The organism is Hasllibacter halocynthiae (assembly GCF_003003095.1).
In the GTDB taxonomy this organism is placed as follows: Bacteria; Pseudomonadota; Alphaproteobacteria; order Rhodobacterales; family Rhodobacteraceae; genus Hasllibacter; species Hasllibacter halocynthiae.
In genome coordinates, this window is sequence record NZ_PVTT01000002.1 from 462,781 (window position 1) to 484,583 (window position 21,803).

Annotated in this window: 19 protein-coding genes; 9 read left to right on the forward strand and 10 right to left on the reverse strand. The window is 71.1% G+C overall.

Annotated features, from left to right (window positions below):
* The first annotated feature begins 7 nt into the window (after positions 1–7).
* Positions 8–469 carry a PTS sugar transporter subunit IIA gene (locus BCF33_RS09170; protein ID WP_106160644.1) on the forward strand — a complete coding sequence of 154 codons (462 nt, stop codon included), beginning with the start codon at positions 8–10 and terminating at the stop codon, positions 467–469.
* Here BCF33_RS09170 and BCF33_RS09175 read toward each other — a convergent pair.
* The 8 genes from BCF33_RS09175 to cysQ form a co-directional block, all read right to left on the reverse strand.
* Complete coding sequence (locus BCF33_RS09175) at positions 466–1,842, reverse strand: nodulation protein NodH (protein WP_106160645.1); 1,377 nt, start codon at positions 1,840–1,842, stop codon at positions 466–468. The two genes, BCF33_RS09170 and BCF33_RS09175, sit on opposite strands and share 4 nt — an antisense overlap.
* On the reverse strand, positions 1,839–3,542 hold the full coding sequence (locus BCF33_RS09180; RefSeq protein WP_106160646.1) for a DUF5927 domain-containing protein: 1,704 nt from the start codon (positions 3,540–3,542) through the stop codon (positions 1,839–1,841). The genes BCF33_RS09175 and BCF33_RS09180 overlap by 4 nt, the downstream gene beginning before the upstream one ends.
* Positions 3,539–4,549 (reverse strand): glycosyltransferase family 2 protein, encoded by a 1,011-nt coding sequence (locus tag BCF33_RS09185; RefSeq protein ID WP_106160647.1) that lies wholly within the window; start codon positions 4,547–4,549, stop codon positions 3,539–3,541. Before BCF33_RS09185 ends, BCF33_RS09180 begins: the two co-directional genes overlap by 4 nt.
* Before the next feature lie 115 nt (positions 4,550–4,664).
* A complete protein-coding gene (locus BCF33_RS09190; protein WP_158259399.1) occupies positions 4,665–5,744 on the reverse strand; it encodes a glycosyltransferase family 2 protein in 1,080 nt (359 codons plus the stop codon).
* Positions 5,741–6,739 (reverse strand): UDP-glucose 4-epimerase GalE, encoded by a 999-nt coding sequence (galE, locus tag BCF33_RS09195; RefSeq protein WP_106160649.1) that lies wholly within the window; start codon positions 6,737–6,739, stop codon positions 5,741–5,743. The genes BCF33_RS09190 and galE overlap by 4 nt, the downstream gene beginning before the upstream one ends.
* Before the next feature lie 31 nt (positions 6,740–6,770).
* Positions 6,771–7,664 (reverse strand): UTP--glucose-1-phosphate uridylyltransferase GalU, encoded by an 894-nt coding sequence (galU, locus tag BCF33_RS09200; RefSeq protein WP_106160650.1) that lies wholly within the window; start codon positions 7,662–7,664, stop codon positions 6,771–6,773.
* Between the two features lie 144 nt (positions 7,665–7,808).
* Complete coding sequence (locus BCF33_RS09205) at positions 7,809–8,591, reverse strand: 3-deoxy-manno-octulosonate cytidylyltransferase (RefSeq protein ID WP_106160651.1); 783 nt, start codon at positions 8,589–8,591, stop codon at positions 7,809–7,811.
* Positions 8,588–9,373 carry a 3'(2'),5'-bisphosphate nucleotidase CysQ gene (gene cysQ, locus BCF33_RS09210; protein WP_146132806.1) on the reverse strand — a complete coding sequence of 262 codons (786 nt, stop codon included), beginning with the start codon at positions 9,371–9,373 and terminating at the stop codon, positions 8,588–8,590. The genes BCF33_RS09205 and cysQ overlap by 4 nt, the downstream gene beginning before the upstream one ends.
* Before the next feature lie 111 nt (positions 9,374–9,484).
* On the opposite strand from cysQ, the gene BCF33_RS09215 reads away from it, so the two are divergent.
* From BCF33_RS09215 to radC, 4 genes are all read left to right on the forward strand, one after another.
* Positions 9,485–10,309 carry an ABC transporter permease gene (locus BCF33_RS09215; RefSeq protein WP_106160652.1) on the forward strand — a complete coding sequence of 275 codons (825 nt, stop codon included), beginning with the start codon at positions 9,485–9,487 and terminating at the stop codon, positions 10,307–10,309.
* A gap of 222 nt (positions 10,310–10,531) precedes the next feature.
* Entirely contained in the window at positions 10,532–12,445 is a 1,914-nt protein-coding gene (dnaK, locus tag BCF33_RS09220; RefSeq protein WP_106160653.1) for a molecular chaperone DnaK, read from the forward strand.
* Between the two features lie 74 nt (positions 12,446–12,519).
* On the forward strand, positions 12,520–13,686 hold the full coding sequence (gene dnaJ, locus BCF33_RS09225; RefSeq protein WP_106160654.1) for a molecular chaperone DnaJ: 1,167 nt from the start codon (positions 12,520–12,522) through the stop codon (positions 13,684–13,686).
* A gap of 42 nt (positions 13,687–13,728) precedes the next feature.
* Entirely contained in the window at positions 13,729–14,556 is an 828-nt protein-coding gene (gene radC, locus BCF33_RS09230; protein WP_106160655.1) for a RadC family protein, read from the forward strand.
* Here the strand turns inward: radC and BCF33_RS09235 are convergent.
* Positions 14,553–16,094 (reverse strand): PstS family phosphate ABC transporter substrate-binding protein, encoded by a 1,542-nt coding sequence (locus tag BCF33_RS09235; RefSeq protein ID WP_106160656.1) that lies wholly within the window; start codon positions 16,092–16,094, stop codon positions 14,553–14,555. The genes radC and BCF33_RS09235 overlap by 4 nt on opposite strands.
* A 116-nt stretch (positions 16,095–16,210) precedes the next feature.
* A complete protein-coding gene (gene secA / locus BCF33_RS09240; protein ID WP_106160657.1) occupies positions 16,211–18,922 on the reverse strand; it encodes a preprotein translocase subunit SecA in 2,712 nt (903 codons plus the stop codon).
* A 184-nt stretch (positions 18,923–19,106) separates the two neighbouring features.
* Between secA and BCF33_RS09245 the strand changes: the two genes are divergently transcribed.
* From BCF33_RS09245 to BCF33_RS14205, 4 genes are all read left to right on the forward strand, one after another.
* The gene (locus tag BCF33_RS09245) at positions 19,107–19,943 is read left to right on the forward strand and encodes a peptidylprolyl isomerase (protein ID WP_106160658.1); all 837 of its coding nucleotides are present in this window, start codon (positions 19,107–19,109) and stop codon (positions 19,941–19,943) included.
* A 4-nt stretch (positions 19,944–19,947) separates the two neighbouring features.
* A complete protein-coding gene (gene argJ / locus BCF33_RS09250; RefSeq protein ID WP_106160659.1) occupies positions 19,948–21,150 on the forward strand; it encodes a bifunctional glutamate N-acetyltransferase/amino-acid acetyltransferase ArgJ in 1,203 nt (400 codons plus the stop codon).
* Positions 21,147–21,545: a (deoxy)nucleoside triphosphate pyrophosphohydrolase gene (locus BCF33_RS09255; protein WP_106160660.1), complete on the forward strand. Its 399-nt coding sequence runs from the start codon at positions 21,147–21,149 to the stop codon at positions 21,543–21,545. The genes argJ and BCF33_RS09255 overlap by 4 nt, the downstream gene beginning before the upstream one ends.
* Positions 21,546–21,663: 118 nt before the next feature.
* The gene (locus BCF33_RS14205; protein ID WP_170073288.1) at positions 21,664–21,801 is read left to right on the forward strand and encodes a hypothetical protein; all 138 of its coding nucleotides are present in this window, start codon (positions 21,664–21,666) and stop codon (positions 21,799–21,801) included.
* Positions 21,802–21,803 lie beyond the last annotated feature (2 nt).

The window sequence follows — 21,803 nt, forward strand, 5'->3', positions numbered from 1 at the left end:
GCAGCACATGCAGATCGTGGACATCCTCCCCCCGGAGGCCGTGAGGCCGTCCGCCACCGCCGCGTCGAAGAAGCGCGTCCTGATGGCGGCCGGCGATTTGGCCGCATCGGCCTACGGGCTGAGGACGGACGCCGTCGTGGCCGCCCTCATGGAACGCGAGACCCTCGGGCCGACCGGGGTCGGCCACGGCGTCGCCCTGCCGCATGCCCGGCTCGACGGCCTCGACCGGGTGCGTGGATGCTTCGTGCGCCTCGAGAAGCCCGTCGAGTGGGAGGCCGTCGACCGTCAGCCGGTCGATCTGGTGTTCTGCCTCCTCGCGCCCGCCAGCAGCGGGGTCGAGCACCTCAAGGCGCTCGCCGCCGTGAGCCGGATGATGCGCGACGTCGACGTCCGCGCGAAGCTGCGGGCGAACGCCGATCCTGATCCGCTCCACGCCATCTTGACCGACCGGACCGCCGCCGCCGCCTAGGCGAGGGGTCCGAAGCCGAACATCACGTAGTCGCGCCTGTAGACCTCGTGCACCGCGCGCTCGACCTGGTCGTCGTAGTAGTCGGCTAGGGGCACGGGGGCATCGTCCACGGCGCCGGCGAAGGGGCGCGCTTCCGCGCCGACCCGTGAGGCCAGGGCGGGAAGTGCCTTCTGCAGCTCGCCCTCCCGGAGGACGAGGTCGGGGGGCGCGACCTGCGCGAAGCCCGCGATCTGCGCCGCCTGGGTGGCCCAATCCGCCTCGACGCGGATCGACGTCTGGCCCAAGAGATTCTCCCGCACGAAGCCGAGATAGCCCAGCAGCGCCGCCTTCTGCCGCGCCGCGTCCCAGCCCCCCCGCGCAGCCCCCTTCGGCAAGGAGAGGCCCCAGTCCCGCTGCAGCCGCTCCCTGACCTTGAGGAACGGGCCCTCGCCCGTGCCGAGGACGCGGCTCGCGAAGACGGCATGGGCGCGGCGAACGGGATGGCGCAGGACGGCAAAGCGCCGGTGGCCCGGGTGGTGCCGGCTCCACTGGCGCAGGCGCCTCTGGTCGAATGCGTCCTCCAGCGGCCCGAACCCCTCCAGCCAAGCGGTGACCGCGGCCTCCGGCCCGCCGCGCACCGGCATGTGCAGAAGCGGAACGGCCGCGGAGGCGCGCCAGCTCGGCACCGCGGCGGTCCTCGTGGCTTCGCTCTCGGGCTCGGCGGGACGGGCCGCCGTGGCGGCGATCATGGCGTCGAAGTTCTCGACCTTCTCGCGCAGGTCCGGCGGGTTCTGCCGAACCAGACGCCCCCCCAGCCTCGCCGGCGGCTCCGTCCCGAGGAACCGCGCGAGCCCGCCGATCACGATGGGATCGCCGATTTCCTCGAATGCGACGTCGAAGGCCGCCTGCCCGCTCTCCTGCAGGGCGTGGCGGCGACGGGACGCGAACCCCTCCACCTCGCGGCGATAGGCGTCGTAGCGTGCCGGATCGAAGGTGATCCGCGCCGTCCTGCGGTGCTTGGGCCGGGTCAGCTTCCACTGGCCGGTCGCCCGCGCGATCTCCAGCGAGACGAAGCTGTCGAGCAGGTCGCGCGTCAGCACGACCTTCCGCCAAGCCGGGTCGCGCATCACCAGGTCGAACACCGCCGGGTCGTGATCGTGGAAGTAGCGGAACCCGTTCAGCCCTGGCTGCGCGGCGATCGCCTCGAGCATCCCGGCAGGATCGGAACGCCGGCGCGCCAGATCGAAGCCCAGTACCTTATCCTGATCGGGATAGCCGACGAAGGCTTGGTTGAACGCCTCGCCATGGCAGGTCACCCGGTCCATCGCGTTCAGGGACGCCTCGAGATGGTTCGACCCTGTCCGCATCTCCGCGAGGACGACGAAGCCCTTCACTTGACGAGGTAGGGTCGGCGCCGGCGTCGCTCGGACGGGGGCCCGGCGACCTCGACCTCGGCAGGGAAGTCGCCGACGAGGGGCAGGTGCATCCCCTGGTTCTTCAGCGCCCGCAGGAAGTTCGAGAAGCCGGACAGGTCGACCATGCGCGGGGCCTCCGCGAGGGGCGTCGCGGCCTTGGGCCCGATCTCGTCGAGGATTTGCTGCAGCGGCGCCATGGGGTGCAGGACGACGTCCGACAGGCTCCAGATCCGCGTCCGGGCCCGCGAATGGGGCGAGCGCAGGATCTCGACATGCCCCTGTTCGATCCGCTGGAGTCGCGAGGCCAGCCGCCGCGTCTCGGCGAAGTCCCCGCCCTGCTGGAAGAGCGGGATCGCCCAGGCCCCCGTGATGACGGAGAAGTCGCCGTTGCCGTCCGCCGACAGGTGCCAGGTGATGTCCTGGGCATCCTCTGGGCCGAACATGAAGCACTGCCGCTTTCCCCGGGTGTTCCAGACGAGGCTGCGGAACCAGTGATGGCAGTTGTGGTCCCGCACCGCCGGTGCGGCGGGAAGCCCGCCGGCGTGGACGTCCCCCCCATCGGCGAAGCGCGCGCCGCCCTCGTCGAAGAGGCGGCCGTGGACGTCCGTGCCGAGGGCGCGGCCCAGCCATCCCTCGAAGTCCTCGAAGAGGCGGTCGAACCCCTCGAACACGGAGAAGGGATTCGCGGTCTTCCCGTTCTCGAACCCTTCGCGGGGATAGCGCGACTGCATGAAGAGGCCCGGCCGGCCGCGGGTCCGCCGCTCGACCGCACGGGCGAAGAGCCGGTCGATCTTGCCCGGCTGCGGCTCGGACCGCTCGGGCATGTCTGCGGGGGGGGCGAGAAACGCGGCCCAGAGACGGTCGGCCCGGGGCCAGATCTTGCGCGCGACGAAGCAGTCCGACCGCCGCAGGAGCTGGAGGTGGTCGTCGTAGAAGATGTGCGGCTTGCCCTGGAAGTCGAACTTGGAGAGCGTGAGCGACCGGCTCTCGATGTTGACGGCGTAGTTGCGGGCGAGCGTCTGGAAGTAGCTCTCGTCCGGGATCCAGACCTGGCGGAAGTAGCGGTCGCGCTCGGCCCGGGCGGGATCGGTGAGGATCGCCGAGAGCGTCTGGCGCGTCAGGCACCACCACTGGCTGCCCAGGTGCGGCTCGATCCCCGGCGGAATGCGGCGCCGGTAGCCCGCCCTGCGCTGCAGCGCGACCGCCCGATCGAAGAGGGCCCGCTGCCGCCGCCACGAGAAGGGGAAGCGCAAGGTGAAACGCTCCGCCGAGAGGCCGCCGACCGTCCAGGCGACGTCGGCGGTGGTCGCGCTCTCGATGAAGTCGGTGCGGGGCCGGGCGGCGAGATAGTCCTTCAGCTCGGCGACGGGCCGCAGTGGCAGGCAGGATCCCGAGGTCAGGTAGACGTGCCGCACGTCCTCGTGCTGGCGCAGCATCTGCTCGGCGGCGGCCTGCGTCGCCTGCACGAGCGACCAGGTCCCCCATTCGCAGCGGAACCGCTTGCAGAAGGTGACCCGCCCGAGGTCGGCGGTGGCGCCTCTGAGCCGCGCGAAGGCCGCGTCGCCGACGTTGCTGTCGACGTGGATCACGACTGGGCATCCGGCGTCCGACCAGTGCCGCGCCAGTTCGCCGGCGCGGTGCAGGGCCTCGTGCACAAGCATGACGACCCCGACCGTCACACCCAGTTCCCTTTGGAGATCAGGCCCAGCACCTCGAGCTGGCGCCAGTTGATGTACTTCTCGCTCCAACGATTCCAGAGGTCGGGCGCCTTCCCGCCCCATCCGGCATAGCCGGCATATTCGCGGCCGGCGCCGTAGTGCTGGCGGCGCTCGAGCTCCTCCTCGACCTTCTCGCCGAACGTGCTGAGGAACTTGGCGTGCAGGAGAACGCCCGACGCCTTCTCGCCGCCGACGTCGTCGTAGACCCGGTTCAGCCCACGCGGCAGCAGCATGTGGGTCGACGAGGCGTAGGCGTAGTGCCCGCGCCATCTGACGAGCGGGATCTTGTTGAGCGCGGGCGCGCCGGACGGATCGTCCGCGAAGAAGGCCCGCATGCGCGGCCCGCCCTGGATCCACAGGTTCCCGTAGCGCGCGTTCCTGCGGTAGAAGTAGTTGCCGCTGTCGAACCAGGACGCGATCTCGAGGGGGTCCTGCCCTTCCTGGTAGGGCTGCGCGTCGATCGGCCCCTTGGGGTACATGTCGAGCAGCATCGCCGGGAACGCCCGGATCCTCGCCACATCGAGCCAGTCGCACAGGGCGGTCACGGGCCGCGTGTCGCAGAAGGGATAGACGAAGAACTCGTCCGGATCGACGGTCAGGACCCAGTGCCCGTCGGCATGGCGCGACGCGAGGTGGTTCGTCCAGTCGGTGCCGAAGCGGGCGGACCGGTAGGATCCTTCCGCGTGCCAGAGCGACACGTCCGGCTGATCGCGCAGGTACTCCGCGCCTCCATCGTCCGAACCGTTGTCGACGAGGAGGAAGTGCCCCACACCGAGGCCGCGGTAGTAACGCAGGAAGTAGGGCAGGCGCAGCCGCTCGTTCCGAATCGTCGCCAGCACCACCACGTCGCGCGGCCCGATCCGTCCGGTGCGGTCGGCAAGGATCGAAAGCTCTCGCGACTTGCGAAGGGCACGAAGGCGAAGGCGGCGGCGAGCGACGCGCATCCGGTAGGAATCGATTATGCCCATGGTGCCGGCCCGTCCCGTGACGCGGGACGACCCGCGCGCTCGCCAGTTGTCTAGGAACCCGTTAGGTTCTGGTAAAGAGCGCGGGATCGTCGCGCACGTCCGAGCGTCCGCGCCGCTACGTCCAGGCACCGCGGGTGATCAGGCCCAGCCGCTCGAGCTGCTCCCACCCCTCCAGCGCCAGGCTGCCGCCGTGCCGGAAGTCGGGGCCCGCGATCAGCGCGTCGTAGTACCCGTCATGGCCGAGGGGGTCGTGGAAATGCTCGCCGCGGGCCTTCTCTATCGCCGAGCGGGCGCGGATCATCGGCAGGAGCTTCGTGTGCAGGAGCGCGGCCACCGGCCGCGCCAGGTCCTGCGCAGGCGTGCCGGGCACCCTCTCCCAGACGTCGTTGAGCCCCCGCGGCAGCGCTGTGTGCGCCGAGTTGACGAGGGCGTCGCCCTTTCGCCACCGGACGAGGGGAAGCTTGTTCAGCGTCGGCGCGCGGCGGGGCGCGGCCCGGTGGAACAGCCGGTCCCGCGGGCCGCCCTGGATCCAGAGGTTCCGAAGCACCCGCTGGCGCGTTCCGCGATAGCCGTCCGGATCGAAGAGCGTCAGCGCGGCGAGGGGATCGTCCCCGGGCGCGAAGGCCGGCCCCGCGCCGACGGGTGCGTCTGGATAGAGGTCGAGCATCAGCGCGCCCATCGACCTGCCGCCCCGGCCGTCCAGCCAAGTCGTGAGCGCGCGAAGGTCGCGGACGCCGTGATGGGGCGCCAGAAGCAGCTCGTCCGCGTCGAGCACCACGCACCAGCGGCCGGTCCCATGACGGCGCAGGAGGTGGTTCAACCAGTCCACGCCGAACCGGGACGCCCGATAGGACGCCTCCGTCCGCCAGAGATGGACGTCTTCCTCGCCGAGGAGAAGCTCGGTCGTTCCGTCGGAGGAGCCGTTGTCCACCACGACGAATGGCCCGGCGCCGATCCGGCGGTGCCATTCGAGCCAATGGGGAAGCCGCTCGATCTCGTCCCGGACGACGGCGAAGACTGGTATCGCGCCCGCGGGCAGCCGCGGCGGGGCGCCGAGCGGAACGAGGTCGCGCCCCGAGTGGCGGGCGTCGCGCAGCCGGTGCAGGCGTCGCCAGCGCAGCTTCCAGGCTAGGGCCGCCTCGCGGGCCGCCCCGCGCAGCGGCTCGTATGTGGCGCCTTCGACCCGCCGCCTCACGCCCGGGGGCCGAAGCCCGGTCCCGTATGCCACCGCCATGCGTCCTCGATCATGGCGCGCAGGCCCCGCGTCGGGGTCCAGGCGAGCTCGTCCGCGGCGAGGCGCGATCCGGAGACGAGGCGCACGGCGTCGCCCGCGCGCCGGGGACCTTCCACGACCGGGACCTCCCTGTTGGTGACCGCGCGGGCGGCCTCGACCACCTCGCGCACGGAGTAGCCCGTCCCCGAGCCGAGGTTGTAGGCCCGGCTCGTCCCCCCCTGCAGGAGCCGCTCCAGCCCCGCCACGTGCGCCTCGCAGAGGTCGAGGACGTGGACGTAGTCCCTGACGGCGGTGCCGTCGGCCGTGGCGTAGTCGGTGCCGTGGATCGTGAGCGCCGGGCGCATGCCGCGGACGGCCTCGATCATCGCGGGGATCAGGTGCGTCTCCGGGTCGTGCGCCTCGCCGACCTCTCCCTCCGGGTCGGCGCCGGCGACGTTGAAGTAGCGGAAGATCACGTGCCGCAGCCCGTGCGCCGCCTCGAAGTCGCGCAGCATGTCCTCCGTCGCCCGCTTGGAGGCGCCGTAGGCGTTCAGGGGAAGCCGCGGCGCGCCCTCGTCCAGGACCTCGCCGTCCCGGTCGCCATAGACCGCGCAGGTCGAGGAGAAGACGAGCGCGCCCACGCCGGCCCGGACGGTAGCCTCCAGCAGCTCCAGCGAGCCGCCGAGGTTGTTGCGCCAGTACCGCCCCGGCCGAGCCATCGCCTCGCCCACCTGCGAGGACGCGGCGAAGTGCATGACCGCGATCGGCCGGTGCTCGGCGAAGGCGCGGTCCAGCGCGCGGGCGTCGTGCAACGCGCCCTCGACCAGCGGGCCGAACCGCACCGCGGCGGGGTTGCCCGTCGAGAGATCGTCGAAGGTGACGGGAAGGAAGCCCTCGCGACGCAGGGCCTTGCAGGCGTGGGACCCGATGTAGCCCGCGCCGCCCGTGACCAGGACGGCGCCCTTTCCCTCCATCATGACCGCACCCCCCACACGTCCGGGGGATGCCTTACTGCGCGGCGGTGCGGGAGGCCATGACCTCCGCGAGGAATCCCTCGAGGTCCTCTCTGAGATCGGGCCGCGACAGACCGAACGCGACGGTCGCCTGAAGGAAGCCGGCCTTCGAGCCGCAGTCGAACCGCTGCCCGCGGAAGCGCAGGCCGTATACCCCGCCGCCGTCGATCTGCTCGGCGATGGCGTCGGTCAGCTGGATCTCCCCCCCCGCGCCGGCCTTCGTGCGGTTGAGCGACCGCATGACCTCCGGCGTCAAAATGTAGCGCCCGATCACGGCGAGGTTGCTCGGCGCCTCCTCCGCGTCCGGCTTCTCGACCATGCCGCGCACCTTCACGATCGCGCCGTGATCCTCCTCCACGTCGAGCACGCCGTAGGCGCTGACCTTGTCCTTCGGCACCTCCATGGCGGCGACCATGCAGCCGCCGGTCTCGGCGTGGGCCTCGACCATCTGCTGCAGGCAGGGCTTGTCGTCCGACTGGATCACGTCGTCGGGCAGCATCACGGCGAAGGGCTCGTTCCCGACGAAGCGGCGCGCGCACCATACCGCGTGCCCCAGCCCCAGGGCCTTGGCCTGACGGGTATAGGCGATCTCGCCGGAATCCATGTTGGACTCCTTCAGCGCCTGCAGGAGGTCGTCCTTGCCCTTCTTCTTCAGCGTGCGCTCCAGCTCGGGGGACTGGTCGAAGTAGTCCTCGAGCGCCGACTTGCCCTTGGCGGTGACGAAGATGAAGTCCTTGATCCCCGCCGCCCGCGCCTCGTCGATGGCGTACTGGATCAGGGGCTTGTCCACGAGGGTCATGATCTCCTTCGGGACGGACTTGGTCGCGGGCAGGAACCGCGTCCCCAGGCCGGCGACGGGGAAGATGGCTTTCGTGACCTTGCGTGGCATCGGGAACCTCCTTGGTGCGTGCGGCGGACGGGGGATCGCGCCACCCTGCACCATCGGGACGCCCGGGACGAGGGTCCGGTTCCGCCCGCCGTCCTTCCCGCCGGGACCGGCCGTGCGGCGGGCGCGCCGCCGCGCGTCCCGCCGCTAGTACATCCCGATCTCGACCATCATGGCCTCGATCCGGGGCACGTCCTCGGGGTTGTTCAGCTCCCAGAAGGGGCGGTCGCGGGCCTCGACCTCGACGCAGCGGACGGGATGCCCATTCTCGAGGAAGCGCAGCTGCTCGAGGCCCTCGGCCTTCTCCAGGACCCCCTCGGGCCAAAGGCGGTAGGCCGCCAGGGCCGAGGGGGTGTAGGCGTAGAGGCCGACATGGTGCCAGACCGGCACCGTCGCCCCGTCGCCCCCGTGCGGCATGACCTCCTTGGAGAAGTAGAGCGCCCGCCGGTCCCGCGCGACCACGGCGGTGGTCCCCCCCACGCGCCCCGCGGCCCGGTCCGCCCGCAGGGCGTCGACATGCTCGCGGCTCGCGCGAAGGACGGGCGTCGCGACGGCCGCGCCCTCCTCCATGGCGGCGAGGATGGCCGAGACGTACCAAGGCGGCGTCAGGGGCGCGTCGCCCTGCAGGTTCACCACGACGTCGAAGCCCGCCCCGACGACGTCGAGAACGGCCGCGACCCGCTCGGTCCCGTTGCGGCACGCGGCGGGCGTCATCACCACCTCGGCGCCGAAGCCCGCCGCGTGGTCGCGGATGCGGTCGTCGTCCGTCGCCACCACGACGCGGGCGCCGGGCGCGGCCTCCAGCGCAGCTTCCCACGAGCGGCGGACGAGCGAGCGCGCCGCCCCCGACGCGCCCCGCAGTTCGGCGAGGGGCTTTCCGGGATAGCGCGAGGAGGCGTAGCGCGCGGGGATCGCGACGAGGACACTCATCGCGGTGCCACCCCCGGCCCGTGCGCGAGGAAGGAGCCGTTGCGGTAGCCCGGCTTGCCGTAGCGGAACGTCCCGCCCGTCCCGAGGTCGATCATCCGCCCCCCCGCGCCGCGCAGCACGGCGTCCCCGGCGGCGGTGTCCCATTCCATCGTCGGGCCGAAGCGGGGATAGAGGTCCGCCTCCCCGGCGGCGACGAGGCAGAACTTCAGCGACGAGCCGGCGGAGACGATCCCGGCCACGTCGTAGCGCGCGATGTAGGCGTCCGTCGCCGCGTCCCGGTGCGACTTGGACGCGACGACGCGCAAGGGGCCGCCCGGATGCGCCGCCTGCAGCGGCGTCGTCCGGCCGGGGGCCCGGCCGAACGGCCCCTCCTCCTCGACCGAGGCGCCGGAGGCGTCCGTGTAGAAGAGGCGCCGCCGCGCGGGCGCATAGACGACGCCGCGCACGGGCGCGCCGTCCTCCACGAGGGCTATGTTCACGGTGAAGTCGCCGCGGCGGCGCACGAACTCCTTCGTGCCGTCGAGCGGATCGACGATCAGGAAGCGGTCCGCGACCTTCGAATGGGTGGCCGCCTGCTCCTCCGTGACGAGGGCGACGTCCGGGAACGCCTCGCGCAGCCCGGCCGAGATGACGGCGTCGGCGGCCTTGTCCGCGCGGGTGACGGGGCTGTCGTCGGCCTTGGCCTCGACCCCGAGGTCGCCGGAGCCGTAGACCTCCATGATGGCCTCGCCGCCGGCGAGCGCCAGCCGCCGCATCGTCGCCACAAGACGATCCATGTCCATCGGTCCCGTCCCTTTGTTCCGGCCGCCGCGCCGGTTATGCTCCACCGCGGCGCCCGGGCAACCTCTTTGTGGGACCGCGCGGACGGCCATCGGCATCGGCGGGGGACCGGCATGTGGGATCATCGGCGGCGCAGCCGCTCCAGCGCGGCCTCGGCGCTCCGACTGGCCGAGCTCGTCTATCACGGGGCCGTGCGCAGCGTCCGGCAGAGCAGCCGCACCCCGATCTGGGGGCTCCTCCAGGACGTGATGCAGGCCGTCCTCCTCGTCGCTGTGTTCTACTTCATGTTCGAGATACTCGGCACCCGGAAGTTCGCGATCCGCGGCGACTTCCTCGTCTACGTCATGACGGGGATCTTCATGTTCCTCGTCTTCAACAAGTCGCTGGCGGCCACAGCCTCGGCCGAGGGGCCGGCCTCCGCGATGATGCAGCACGCGCCGATGAACACGGTCGTGGCGCTCGGGTCGGCGGCGCTCGCCTCGCTCTACAAGAACGCGCTGGCGGTGTTCCTGATGCTGGGCATCTACCACCTCGCCATCCGCCCGGTGGAGATCGACCAGCCCGCCGGCGTCCTCGGCATGTTCGTCCTGTGCTGGTTCGTCGGCTCGGCGGTCGGGGTGCTCTTCTACGCGATCACCCCGTGGGCGCCGGGCATGCTGGGGATGGTCCGCCAGTTCTACACCAGGGCCAACATGATCACGTCCGGAAAGATGTTCGTCGCCAACTCGCTGCCGCCGGCCTTGCTGGCGTTCTTCGACTGGAACCCCCTCTTCCACGTCATCGACCAGACGCGGGGTTTCGCCTTCGTGAACTATAACCCGCACTTCTCCTCGGTGAGCTACCCGTTCTGGGTCGGCATGGTCTGCCTGACGATCGGCCTGATGGCTGAGTTCACGACCCGCAGGTCCGTGTCCCTGTCCTGGACGGCGGGGCGCTAGGCGCCCACCTCCCGCGGCCCCCGCGCCCCGCCGTCCGGGCGCCGCCCGGGCGATCACGAACCCGCGAGATTTCTCCCCGCATCCGCGTTGCGGCGCGAAAACGGCCTTCCTATATGATCCCGCAGCACCGGCGGGACGATCAGTCGCTCCGGTTTTCCAGTGGGATCGGCGTCCAGCGCCAGAACGGGCGGACGCCCCAATCGCCTTTAGGAGAGCAGACATATGGCAAAGGTCATCGGCATCGACCTCGGCACCACGAACTCGTGCGTGGCCATCATGGACGGGTCCACCCCCCGCGTGATCGAGAACGCGGAAGGCGCGCGGACCACCCCCTCCATCGTCGCCTTCACCGAGGACGAGCGCCTCGTCGGCCAGCCCGCCAAGCGGCAGGCGGTGACGAACCCCGAGAACACCGTCTTCGGCGTGAAGCGCCTGATCGGGCGCCGCTTCGACGACGAGCATCTCGCCAAGGACAAGAAGAACCTCCCCTTCAACGTTGTGAACGGCAACGGCGACGCCTGGGTCGAGGCCCGCGGCGAGAAGTACTCGCCCTCGCAGATCTCCGCCTTCATCCTCCAGAAGATGAAGGAGACCGCCGAGAGCTATCTCGGCGAGGACGTGACGCAGGCGGTCATCACCGTGCCGGCCTACTTCAACGACGCCCAGCGTCAGGCCACGAAGGATGCCGGCAAGATCGCCGGCCTCGAGGTGCTGCGCATCATCAACGAGCCGACGGCCGCCGCGCTGGCCTACGGCCTCGACAAGAAGGACACGAAGACGATCGCCGTCTACGACCTCGGCGGCGGCACCTTCGACATCACCATCCTCGAGATTGACGACGGCCTCTTCGAGGTGAAGTCCACCAACGGGGACACGTTCCTCGGGGGCGAGGACTTCGACATGCGGATCGTCAACTACCTCGCGGACGAGTTCAAGAAGGAGCACGGCGTCGACCTGACGGCCGACAAGATGGCCCTCCAGCGCCTCAAGGAGGCGGCCGAGAAGGCCAAGATCGAGCTGTCCTCCTCGACCCAGACCGAGATCAACCAGCCGTTCATCTCCATGGGCTCGAACGGCCAGCCGCTGCACCTCGTCGTCAAGCTGACGCGGGCCAAGCTGGAATCGCTGGTCTCCGACCTGATCAAGCAGTCGATCAAGCCCTGCAAGGAGGCCCTGAAGGACGCGGGCCTGTCGGCGGGCGACATCGACGAGGTAGTCCTGGTCGGCGGCATGACGCGGATGCCCAAGGTGATCGACGAGGTCACGAAGTTCTTCGGCCGCGAGCCGAACAAGGGCGTGAACCCCGACGAGGTCGTCGCGATGGGCGCCGCCATCCAGGCGGGCGTGCTGCAGGGCGACGTGAAGGACGTGGTCCTTCTGGACGTGACCCCGCTGAGCCTCGGCATCGAGACGCTGGGCGGCGTGTTCACCCGCCTGATCGACCGCAACACCACAATCCCGACGAAGAAGTCCCAGGTCTTCTCGACCGCCGAGGACAACCAGAACGCGGTGACCTTGCGCGTCTTCCAGGGCGAGCGCGAGATGGCCGGCGACAACAAGCTGCTCGGCCAGTTCAACCTCGAGGACATACCCCCCGCGCCCCGCGGCATGCCGCAGATCGAGGTGACCTTCGACATCGACGCCAACGGCATCGTGGAGGTCGGCGCCAAGGACAAGGGCACCGGCAAGGAGCAGAAGATCACCATCCAGGCGTCGGGCGGCCTCTCGGACGACGAGATCGAGCAGATGGTCAAGGATGCCGAGGCCAACGCCGAGGCGGACGCCAAGCGCCGCGAGCTCGTCGAGGCCCGCAACCAGGCCGAGAGCTTGGTCGAGGCGACGAAGAAGTCGCTCAAGGACCACGGCGACAAGGTCGATCCGTCCACCGTGGAGGCGATCGAGCTGGCGCTCGGCGCCCTCGAGGAGGACATGAAGGGCGACGACGCGGGGAAGATCCGCTCGGGCATCCAGAACGTCACCGAGGCGTCCATGCGTCTGGGCGAGGCCATCTACAAGGCCAGCCAGGAGGAAGCCGGCGAGGAGGCCCCCGAGGGCCAGGACCAGCCGGGTGGCGTGGACGACGACATCGTCGACGCGGATTTCGAGGATCTCGACGACGACAAGCGCGCGTCGTGATCCACCCTGTCTGACGTCTGGCGGCCGGTCCCCTTCCGGGGCCGGCCGCATCCCGTTCGAGGGGACATTCGAGAATGGCGAAACGCGACTACTACGAGGTGCTCGGCCTTTCGAAGGGCGCCGGCGCGGACGAGATCAAGAAGGCCTACCGCCGCAAGGCCAAGGAACTACATCCCGACCGCAACGCGGACAACCCGAAGGCCGAAGCGCAGTTCAAGGAAGTGAACGAGGCGCACGACGTCCTGAAGGACCCCGACAAGAAGGCCGCCTATGACCGGTTCGGCCATGCCGCCTTCGAAGGCGGCGGCGGGGGCGGGGCGCGCGGCAATCCGTTCGGCGGGCGTGGCGGGTATCAGAACCAGGACTTCGCCTCCGCGTTCTCTGACGTGTTCGACGACCTCTTCGGGGGGATGTCCGGGACGCGTCAGGGCGGTGGCCGCGCCGGTCGCGCGTCCCGTGGCTCGGACCTGCGCTACAACCTCTCCGTCACGCTGGAGGAGGCGTTCGCGGGCAAGCAGGCGACCATAGACGTTCCCACCTCCGTCACCTGCGGCAACTGCGAGGGCACCGGCGCCGAGAGCGGCGCCGAGCCGCAGACCTGCCCGACCTGCTCGGGGCTTGGCAAGGTGCGGGCGCAGCAGGGCTTCTTCACCGTCGAGCGCACCTGCCCGACCTGCAACGGCGCAGGCCAGATCATCAAGGATCCGTGCCATGTCTGCGGCGGCGCCGGCCGGGTCGAGAAGGACCGCGCCCTGAACGTCAACATCCCCGCGGGGGTCGAGACCGGAACGCGCATCCGCCTCGGCGGGGAGGGTGAGGCCGGCCTGCGCGGTGGGCCCTCGGGCGACCTCTACATCTTCGTCGAGGTGGCCGAGCACCCGATCTTCCAACGCGACGGGCAGCACCTCTTCTGCCGGGTCCCGGTCTCGATCGCGACGGCCGCGCTCGGCGGCGACGTCGAGGTGCCGACCATCGAGGGCGGACGGTCCAAGGTAAAGGTGCCGGCAGGCTCGCAGTCGGGCCGGCAGATGCGCCTGCGCGGCAAGGGGATGCCGATGCTTCGCGGCGGCGGGCGTGGGGACATGTTCATCGAGCTGGCCGTGGAGACGCCTGTGAACCTGACGAGCCGCCAGAAGGAGATCCTGCGCGAGTTCGAGGGTCTCTGCGACGCGTCCACCAACCCGCAATCCTCGGGCTTCGGGGCCCGGGTCAAGTCGTTTTGGGAGCGGATGACCGGCTAGGCCGTCAACCATTCCTTAACGAAATCGTCCGAAGGCTGGGGCATGACCCAGCCTTCCACCTTTCAGGACACGATGCTCCCCCTCCTGGGGGAGGGCGAGGCGCCCTCCCCCGACGAGGCGCCTGGCTTCGGCGAGATGCCGGTGATCGCGCGCGCCGCGCCGCCGCCCACCGTCGCGCCCGACCACAAGGGGCGTCTGCCGTCCTACATCCGCGACCATCGCACCCGCCTGCGCGAGCGGTTCCTCCAGGGCGGCGAGGATGCGATGCCGGACTACGAGCTGCTGGAGCTGATCCTCTTCCGCGCCATACCGCGGCAGGACGTGAAGCCCCTCGCCCGTCGCCTACTCGACGAGTTCGGCGATCTCGCGGGCCTCATGGCCGCACCCACCGCCCGCCTGCGCGAGGTGCATGGCGTGGGCGAGGCCGTCGCGCAGGAGGTGAAGATCGTCGCCGCCGCCGCGCGCCGCCTGGCGAGGACCCGGGTGATGCAGCGGCCGGTCATATCGTCCTGGCGCGCGATCCTGGACTACCTCCGCACCGCCCTCGCGCACGAGACGACGGAGGCGTTCCGCTGCCTCTACCTCGATCGGAAGAACGCCTTGATCGCGGACGAGGGGATGGGCCGGGGCACGGTGGACCACGTTCCCGTCTATCCGCGCGAAGTGCTCAAGCGCGCGCTCGAGCTCGACGCGAGCGCGCTGATCCTCGTGCACAACCATCCCTCGGGCGACCCCACCCCCTCGGAGGCTGACATCATGATGACCGACCGCATCCGCGACGGGGCGGACGCGCTCGGCCTCGTGCTGCACGACCACGTCGTCATCGGCGCAGGCGGCGAGGTCAGCTTCCGCGCCGAAGGGCTGATCTAGGGGTTCCGGGGCAGCCAGATTTCGACGCGGCGACCGGCCTGCCGGCCCCACGGCCCATCGTCGCAGCCCGGCGGCGGGACCTCCTCGAACCCGTCCACCTCTATCTCTACCTCCGTTCCCTCGGGCAGGGCCGCCCGCAGCGCGGCGGCGACCCGCCGCGCCTGATGCAAGGCGAGCCGGCGGTTGGACACGGCCGATGCCTCGCCGCTCCAGAATCCGGCCAGGAGGACCGGCCCCTGCCGTCGCCCGGTCGCCAGCGCCTCGGCGAGCCGAGAGATGGCCTCGCGTGACGTCGCATCGAGGCCGGCACCTTCGGCTTCGAAACGGAAGGTCTCGCCCTGACGCGCCAGCGGACGCAGCCGCCGCGTCATGCGCCGGAGCTCGGCGAGGTCCTCCGCATCGCGCGCCGCCAGGATCGCGCTGGCGAACCGCTCCCCCTGCTGGGCGATCGGCACGCCGGCCGCGGCCTGGTCCACGAACCCGGCACGGCGGATCACCAGCTGGGCCTCGATCGAGAGGATGAAGCGCAGAAGCGCGCGCGCCTCGGGCGGAGCGGGCCGGGGGGGAAGATAGACCATCACGGGCGCGACCAGCGGCCAGTCCCCGGATCGCACCGCCGCCGCGCTCGGCCTCACGGGCGGCCCACAGGCCGGACGCAGCGCCAGCGCCCGCGCCGGGCCCACGTCGCCATCGGCGACCGCGACCCCGATCCCCCCCGGGGTCGCCGCAACAGCCCCGAGCAGCGCCGCCTCGTCGGCGTGCCGTGCGACGTCCGCGGCGACCTCGCGCCCGGCGGCGGCCATCGCCCTTTCCCGAAAGGCGGGATCGACGCCCGTGTCCGGCAGCGGCAGATGGGGCCGCACCGGCACGGCGGCATCTCCAGGGCCGGACCGGCCCCCGCCGCCGCCCGCGAAGAGCGCGGCGAGCTGCGGCAGGGTCGGCGCCTCCAGGTCGGTTCCCGGCGCCGCCACCGGCACCAGCCCCATCAGCGCCAGCACCCGGCCGCGACCGGCGGCGTCCGGATCGCCGGCGCCCGCCGCTTCCGCGGACCGGCGCTCGCGCGGGGTCGCCGGGCGGGTCGTCACGGCGATGTCGGCGGCCTCGGCAGCGAGGGCCGCGAGGGCTTCGGCCGCGGGGACGGGGCGGACGTGGATCAGGACTTCCGCCTCGTCCGCCCCGCCCAGGACCCAGACGGCGCCCGCCGCCTCGGGGAACCGCTCGACCTCGCGCCCGGTTCGGGCGGCATGCGCTTCGATCAACGCGGGGAGGAGGACGTCCGAGGCCACCGGATCGGCGAGGATGACGACCTCCTGCAGCCGGTTCGGCGCGTCGGGGCAGGCCGCGCCCTCGCATTCGAAAGCGGCGCCGTCCAGCGTCAGCACGCCTTCGGACGCGCCGATCCGGTAGAAGCGGCCGTCATGGTCCAGGAGCGCGCCTGTCACCTCAAGGCCCTCCGGCCCCCTCAGAACGACGGTGTCGTCCGCGGCGACCGGGATGGCGAAGACGGCGGCAAGGGCCGCGATGGCGATGCGCCGCATCGAGGATGCCCCCCGCCCGGACGGGCGCGCGGGGGCCCGGCATCCCGCCAATCGCCCCCGCGCCCTCCAAAGGCTATGCGCGAAGGCGAGCGGCAGGCCGCGTCCGCCGGGGAAGGTCAGGCGATCTGCCCGTGGCAGTGCTTGAACTTCTTCCCAGACCCGCAGGGGCAGGCGTCGTTGCGCCCCGGATCGCCCCAGGTCGACCGGTCGCTCTCGTCGAACCCGGCCTCGGCCGGGCCGTCGGGCACGGGCGGGGCGCTGCCGTTCCCCTCGCCGGCTGTCGCCGTCGCGGCGACGGCCGCCTGCTGCGCCTTCATCCGCGAGAGGATGGCGGCGCGCTCCTCCTCGGTCATCGGGCGGATCTGGCCGAGCTTCTGGATCACGTCCTCGCGCAGGCCGTCGAGCATCCCCTCGAAGAGCTGGAAGCTCTCGTTCTTGTACTCGTTCAGAGGGTCGCGCTGCGCGTAGCCCCGGAAGCCGATGACCGAGCGCAGGTGCTCCAGCCGCAGGAGGTGCTCGCGCCACTTGGCGTCGATCGCCTGCAGGAGGAGCTGCTTCTCGATGTCGCGCATCGCCTGGGGCCCGAACTCGGCGGCCTTCTTCGCGGCGGCCTCGTCGGCGGCCTTGTAGAGGCGCTCGGCGATGACGTCCTGATCGACCCCGTCCTCGTCGGCCCAGGCCACGACATCCGTCTCGAGGTTCAGCTTCTCGATCAGCGCGGCATAGAGACCCTCGACGTCCCACTGATCGGAATACGCCCCCTGCGGCACGTAGGCGGCCATCAGGTCGTCGATCACCTGCTGGCGCATGTCGGCGACGATCTCGCCCACCTCGTCCGCGTCCATGATCTCGCGGCGCTGGCCGAAGATGACCTTGCGCTGGTCGTTCATCACGTCGTCGAACTTCAGCAGCTGCTTCCGGATGTCGAAGTTGCGCCCCTCGACCTTCGCCTGCGCCTTCTCCAGCGACTTGTTGACCCACGGATGGACGATCGCCTCGCCCTCCTTCATCCCGAGGGTCTTCAGCACCTTCTCCAGCCGTTCGGAGCCGAAGATGCGCATCAGGTCGTCCTCGAGCGAGAGGAAGAAGGACGACCGGCCCGGGTCGCCCTGACGGCCCGAGCGGCCGCGAAGCTGGTTGTCGATGCGGCGCGACTCGTGCCGCTCGGTCGCGAGGACGAAGAGGCCGCCGGCCTCCAGCACTTTCCGCTTGTCGGCGGCGACTTCGGCCTCGATCCGGGTGCGGACCTCGTCGGGATCGGCCTCGGGGTCGGCGGCCAGCGCCTCCAGGACCTTCATCTCGACGTTGCCACCCAGCTGGATGTCGGTGCCGCGCCCGGCCATGTTCGTGGCGATGGTGACCGCGCCGGGCCGCCCGGCCTCGGCGATGATCTGCGCCTCCTGCTCGTGCTGGCGGGCGTTCAGGACGTTGTGCCTGACCCCCGCCTCGCGCAGCAGGCGCGACAGCATCTCGGACTTCTCGATCGAGGTCGTGCCCACCAGCACCGGCTGGCCGCGGCCGTGCGCCTCCTTCACCTCCTCGGTGATCGCCTCGAACTTCTCGCGGGCGGTGCGGTAGACGGCGTCGTCCTTGTCCTCGCGCGCGACGGGGCGGTTGGTCGGCACCTCGACGACGCCGAGGCCGTAGATCTGCGCGAACTCCTCGGCCTCGGTGGCCGCAGTGCCGGTCATCCCGGCGAGCTTGTCGTAGAGGCGGAAGTAGTTCTGGAAGGTGACGGAGGCGAGCGTCACGTTCTCGGGCTTGATCTCCAGCCCCTCCTTGGCCTCGATCGCCTGGTGCAGCCCCTCCGAGAGGCGCCGGCCCGGCATCATGCGGCCCGTGAACTCGTCGACCAGCACCGCCTCGCCGTTCTGGACAATGTAGTTGACGTCCTTCTGGAAGAGGACGTGCGCCCGCAGGGCTTGGTTCACGTGATGCACGATGGTCGTCGATTCGGGATCGTAGAGCGACTGCCCCTCGGGCAGCAGGCCGACCTCGTGCAGCCTCTCCTCCAGCCACTCGTTGCCTTCGTCCGTGAAGGTGACGTTCCGCTGCTTCTCGTCCTTGGTGTAGAAGTCCTCCGAGACCTCCGGCGCGAGCTTGTCGATCTGCACGTAGAGGTCCGAGCGGTCCTCCGACGGGCCCGAGATGATCAGCGGCGTGCGGGCCTCGTCGATGAGGATGCTGTCCACCTCGTCCACGATGGCGAAGTAGTGCCCGCGCTGGGACATCTCCTTGAGGCTGCCGCGCATGTTGTCGCGCAAGTAGTCGAAGCCCAGCTCGTTGTTGGTCGCGTAGGTGACGTCGGCGGCGTAGCCAGCGCGCTTCTCGTCCTCGGGCTGCTGGGGCACGACGACGCCCGTGGTCATGCCGAGGGCGGCGTAGACCTTGCCCATCCACTCGGCGTCGCGGCGTACGAGGTAGTCGTTGACCGTGACGATGTGCACGCCCTTACCAGTCAGGGCGTTGAGATAGGCCGGAAAGGTCGCCACGAGGGTCTTGCCCTCGCCCGTCTTCATCTCGGCGATGTTGCCCTTGTGCAGGAAGATGCCGCCCATGAGCTGCGTGTCGAAGGCCCGCAGGCCCAGGGCCCGGCGCGCGCCCTCGCGGCAGTTGGCGAAGGCTTCGGGCAGGACGGCGTCCAGGTCCTCTCCCCCGGCCACGCGGGCGCGCAGCTCCTCCGTCTTGGCGACGAGCCCGGCATCGTCCAGCGCCTCGAACTCCCCCTCGAGCGCGTTGATGCGGTCCACCAGCGACCGGACTGTCCTGATCTTCCTGTCATTGGGCGTGCCGATAACCTTGCGCGCTAGCGTGCCGAAGCCGAGCATGTGGTCTCTCCAGATCGTCAGGGCCGCATGTGGGGGGATGGCTTGCCGCCCAGGAATCCGGGCCATATCCAGCCGGGCGACAGGGGCGCCGTGACGTCCCGCCCGCGACCGCCGCCCGAGGTAAGCAGCGGCCCGCGGATCGTCAACGCCACGCAGCCGTGGCCCCGGCCCGAAAGGCATCCCCATGCGCCCCATCCGCACCGCAGCCCTCCTCGCGACGCTCGCCCTGCCCGCCTTCGCCCAGGGCGGCGAGGTCACGCTCGACACACCCCTCGCCCGCGTGGGCGAGACCGAGATCACCGTCGGCGACCTCCTCGCCGCGCGCCAGGCCCTGCCCGAGCAGTTCCGCGCCCTGCCCGACGACCAGCTCTTCTCGGGGCTCCTCGACCAGGTCACCCAGCAGGAGGCCCTCGCGCAGTCCGTCGAGGAGGAGCCTGAGGGCCTCCCCTACGTCGTCGACGCTGCCCGGCGCGAGCAGCTCGCCGCGATCGCGCTGAACGACGCCATGGCCGAGGCCGTGACGGACGACGAGGTGCGCGCCGCCTATGACGAGCAGGTCGCCGCCTTCGAGGGCGCGCCGGAGTACGAGGCCGCTCACATCCTCGTCGAGACCGAGGAGGAGGCGCAGGAGGTCCGCGCCGCGCTGGAGGACGGCGCCGACTTCGGCGAGCTGGCGATGGAGCGGTCCACCGGCCCCTCCGGCCCGCGCGGCGGCGACCTCGGCTGGTTCCAGGCCGGCCAGATGGTCGAGCCCTTCCAGGACGCCGTCGAGACCCTCGAGCCCGGCGAGCTCAGCGACCCGGTCGAGACGCAGTTCGGCTGGCACGTCATCCGCCTGAACGACACCCGCACCCAGGAGCCGCCCGCCTTCGAGGACGTCGAGCCGCAGCTCCGCCAGGCCCTGCAGCGCGAGGCCGTCGGCGCGGTGGTCGCCGAGCGGGCGGCGGACGCCGACATCGAGCTGCTCGAGCCGGAAGGGGTGGGCCCCTCCGTCCTGTCCACCATGTCCCTCGCCGACTGAGATCGTGGGAAAGGCGCTGCCACGCTCGCCCCTCGCACCGGCGGGGTTCCCGGAACTGCCCGAGGTCCGGGGCCTGGAACTGGGCGTCGCCGAGGCCGGCACCCGCTATCGCGGCCGGCTCGACGCGATGCTGGCCGTGCTGCCGGAAGGGTCGGCCGTCGCCGGCGTCCTGACCCGATCGGCGACCGCGTCGTCCGACGTCCTGGGCTGCCGCGAGGTCCTGGCGCGCGGCGGGACCGGGCGGGCGGCGATCCTCGTCTCGGCGGGCAACGCCAACGCCTTCACCGGCAAGGCAGGCGACGGATCGGTCGCGGCGATCCGCACGGGTGTGGCCGGGGCTGCGGGCGTGCCGGAAGCCCGCGTCCTCACCTCGGCCACCGGCGTCATCGGCGAGCCGCTGCCCCACGACCGCATCCTCGCCGTTCTGGACCGCCTCGCGGCGGGCGGCGCTTCCTGGGAGGATGCGGCGAACGCCATCCGCACCACCGACACCTTCCCCAAGGGCGCCGGGGGGCGCGTGGGGGGCGCGGCCCTCGCGGGCATCGCCAAGGGATCGGGGATGATCGCGCCGGACATGGCGACGATGCTGGCCTACGTCTTCACGGACGCCGCCATCCGCGCGGACCGGCTGCAGGCGATGCTGGCCCGGCAGGCGGCACGGACCTTCAACCGCATCACGGTGGACTCGGACACCTCGACCTCCGACACGCTCCTCCTCGCCGCGACGGGCATGGCGGGGCCGGTGGACGAGGCGGCGTTCGAGGAAGCGCTCCACGGCGTCCTCCTCGACCTCGCGCACCAGATCGTCCGTGACGGCGAGGGGGCGACCAAGTTCGTCACCGTCCGTGTCACCGGGGCGGAGACCGAAGGAGACGCCGAGCGGGTGGCCCGCGCCATAGCCGACAGCCCCCTCGTGAAGACCGCCATCGCCGGCGAGGACCCGAATTGGGGCCGCGTGGTCATGGCTGTGGGCAAGTCCGGCGCGCGGGCCGATCGCGACCGCCTCGCGATCCGCTTCGGCGACGTGCTCGTCGCCTCCGATGGCTGGGTGCACCCGGGCTACCGCGAGGAGGACGCCGCGGCGCACATGAAAGGGCGCGAGGTGACGATCCACGTGAATCTCGGCCTGGGGCGGGCCGAGGCGACCGTTTGGACCTGCGACCTGACCCATGGCTACATCGACATCAACGCCGACTACCGTTCGTGAGGACGGTCCTTGTCTCCGCCGCGGCGCTGGTCGATCCCGACGGGCGCGTCCTTCTTGCGCGGCGTCCCGAGGGCAAGCCGATGGCCGGCCTGTGGGAATTCCCGGGCGGCAAGGTCGAACCGGGCGAGACCCCCGAGGCCGCCCTGATCCGCGAACTGCGCGAGGAACTCGGGATCGACACCTGGGCGAGCTGCCTCGCCCCTCTCACCTTCGCGAGCCATTCCTACGAGGGGTTCCACCTGCTGATGCCCGTGTTCGCCTGCCGCAGATGGGCCGGCACCCCCGAGGCGCGCGAGGGGCAGGCCTTGGCCTGGGTCAAGCCGAACGGGATGCGCGGCTACCCGATGCCGCCGGCGGACGTACCGCTGGTCGCGATGCTCCGCGACCTGCTCTGACGGCGCTGGCGGGTCGCCGAGCGCGATTGCGGCGGGATGCGGTCAAAAAGGTGGTGAACTGACGCAGGGAAGACGCTAGCGTGCCGGGGACAACGAAGCAGATCGGCAGGGGACAGGCATGATCCGCACCATCACCATCGGCGACCATCTCTCGGTCCAAGGCGCCTTCGTGCGCGAGCTCTCCGGCGGACGCATCCTCGTGCGCGTGGGGCAGAGCACCTTCGCGGGCCGCCCCGTGGGGTCCAAGGCCGCCTGAGG

Bases quoted from the DNA above. Each gene is read 5' to 3' on its own strand.
- BCF33_RS09170 (WP_106160644.1), top strand. From the start codon at position 8: ATGCAGATCGTGGACATCCTCCCCCCGGAGGCCGTGAGGCCGTCCGCC.
- BCF33_RS09185 (WP_106160647.1), bottom strand. From the start codon at position 4,549: ATGGGCATAATCGATTCCTACCGGATGCGCGTCGCTCGCCGCCGCCTT.
- galE (WP_106160649.1), bottom strand. From the start codon at position 6,739: ATGATGGAGGGAAAGGGCGCCGTCCTGGTCACGGGCGGCGCGGGCTAC.
- galU (WP_106160650.1), bottom strand. From the start codon at position 7,664: ATGCCACGCAAGGTCACGAAAGCCATCTTCCCCGTCGCCGGCCTGGGG.
- BCF33_RS09205 (WP_106160651.1), bottom strand. From the start codon at position 8,591: ATGAGTGTCCTCGTCGCGATCCCCGCGCGCTACGCCTCCTCGCGCTAT.
- cysQ (WP_146132806.1), bottom strand. From the start codon at position 9,373: ATGGACATGGATCGTCTTGTGGCGACGATGCGGCGGCTGGCGCTCGCC.
- BCF33_RS09215 (WP_106160652.1), top strand. From the start codon at position 9,485: ATGTGGGATCATCGGCGGCGCAGCCGCTCCAGCGCGGCCTCGGCGCTC.
- dnaK (WP_106160653.1), top strand. From the start codon at position 10,532: ATGGCAAAGGTCATCGGCATCGACCTCGGCACCACGAACTCGTGCGTG.
- dnaJ (WP_106160654.1), top strand. From the start codon at position 12,520: ATGGCGAAACGCGACTACTACGAGGTGCTCGGCCTTTCGAAGGGCGCC.
- radC (WP_106160655.1), top strand. From the start codon at position 13,729: ATGACCCAGCCTTCCACCTTTCAGGACACGATGCTCCCCCTCCTGGGG.
- BCF33_RS09235 (WP_106160656.1), bottom strand. From the start codon at position 16,094: ATGCGGCGCATCGCCATCGCGGCCCTTGCCGCCGTCTTCGCCATCCCG.
- secA (WP_106160657.1), bottom strand. From the start codon at position 18,922: ATGCTCGGCTTCGGCACGCTAGCGCGCAAGGTTATCGGCACGCCCAAT.
- BCF33_RS09245 (WP_106160658.1), top strand. From the start codon at position 19,107: ATGCGCCCCATCCGCACCGCAGCCCTCCTCGCGACGCTCGCCCTGCCC.
- BCF33_RS14205 (WP_170073288.1), top strand. From the start codon at position 21,664: ATGATCCGCACCATCACCATCGGCGACCATCTCTCGGTCCAAGGCGCC.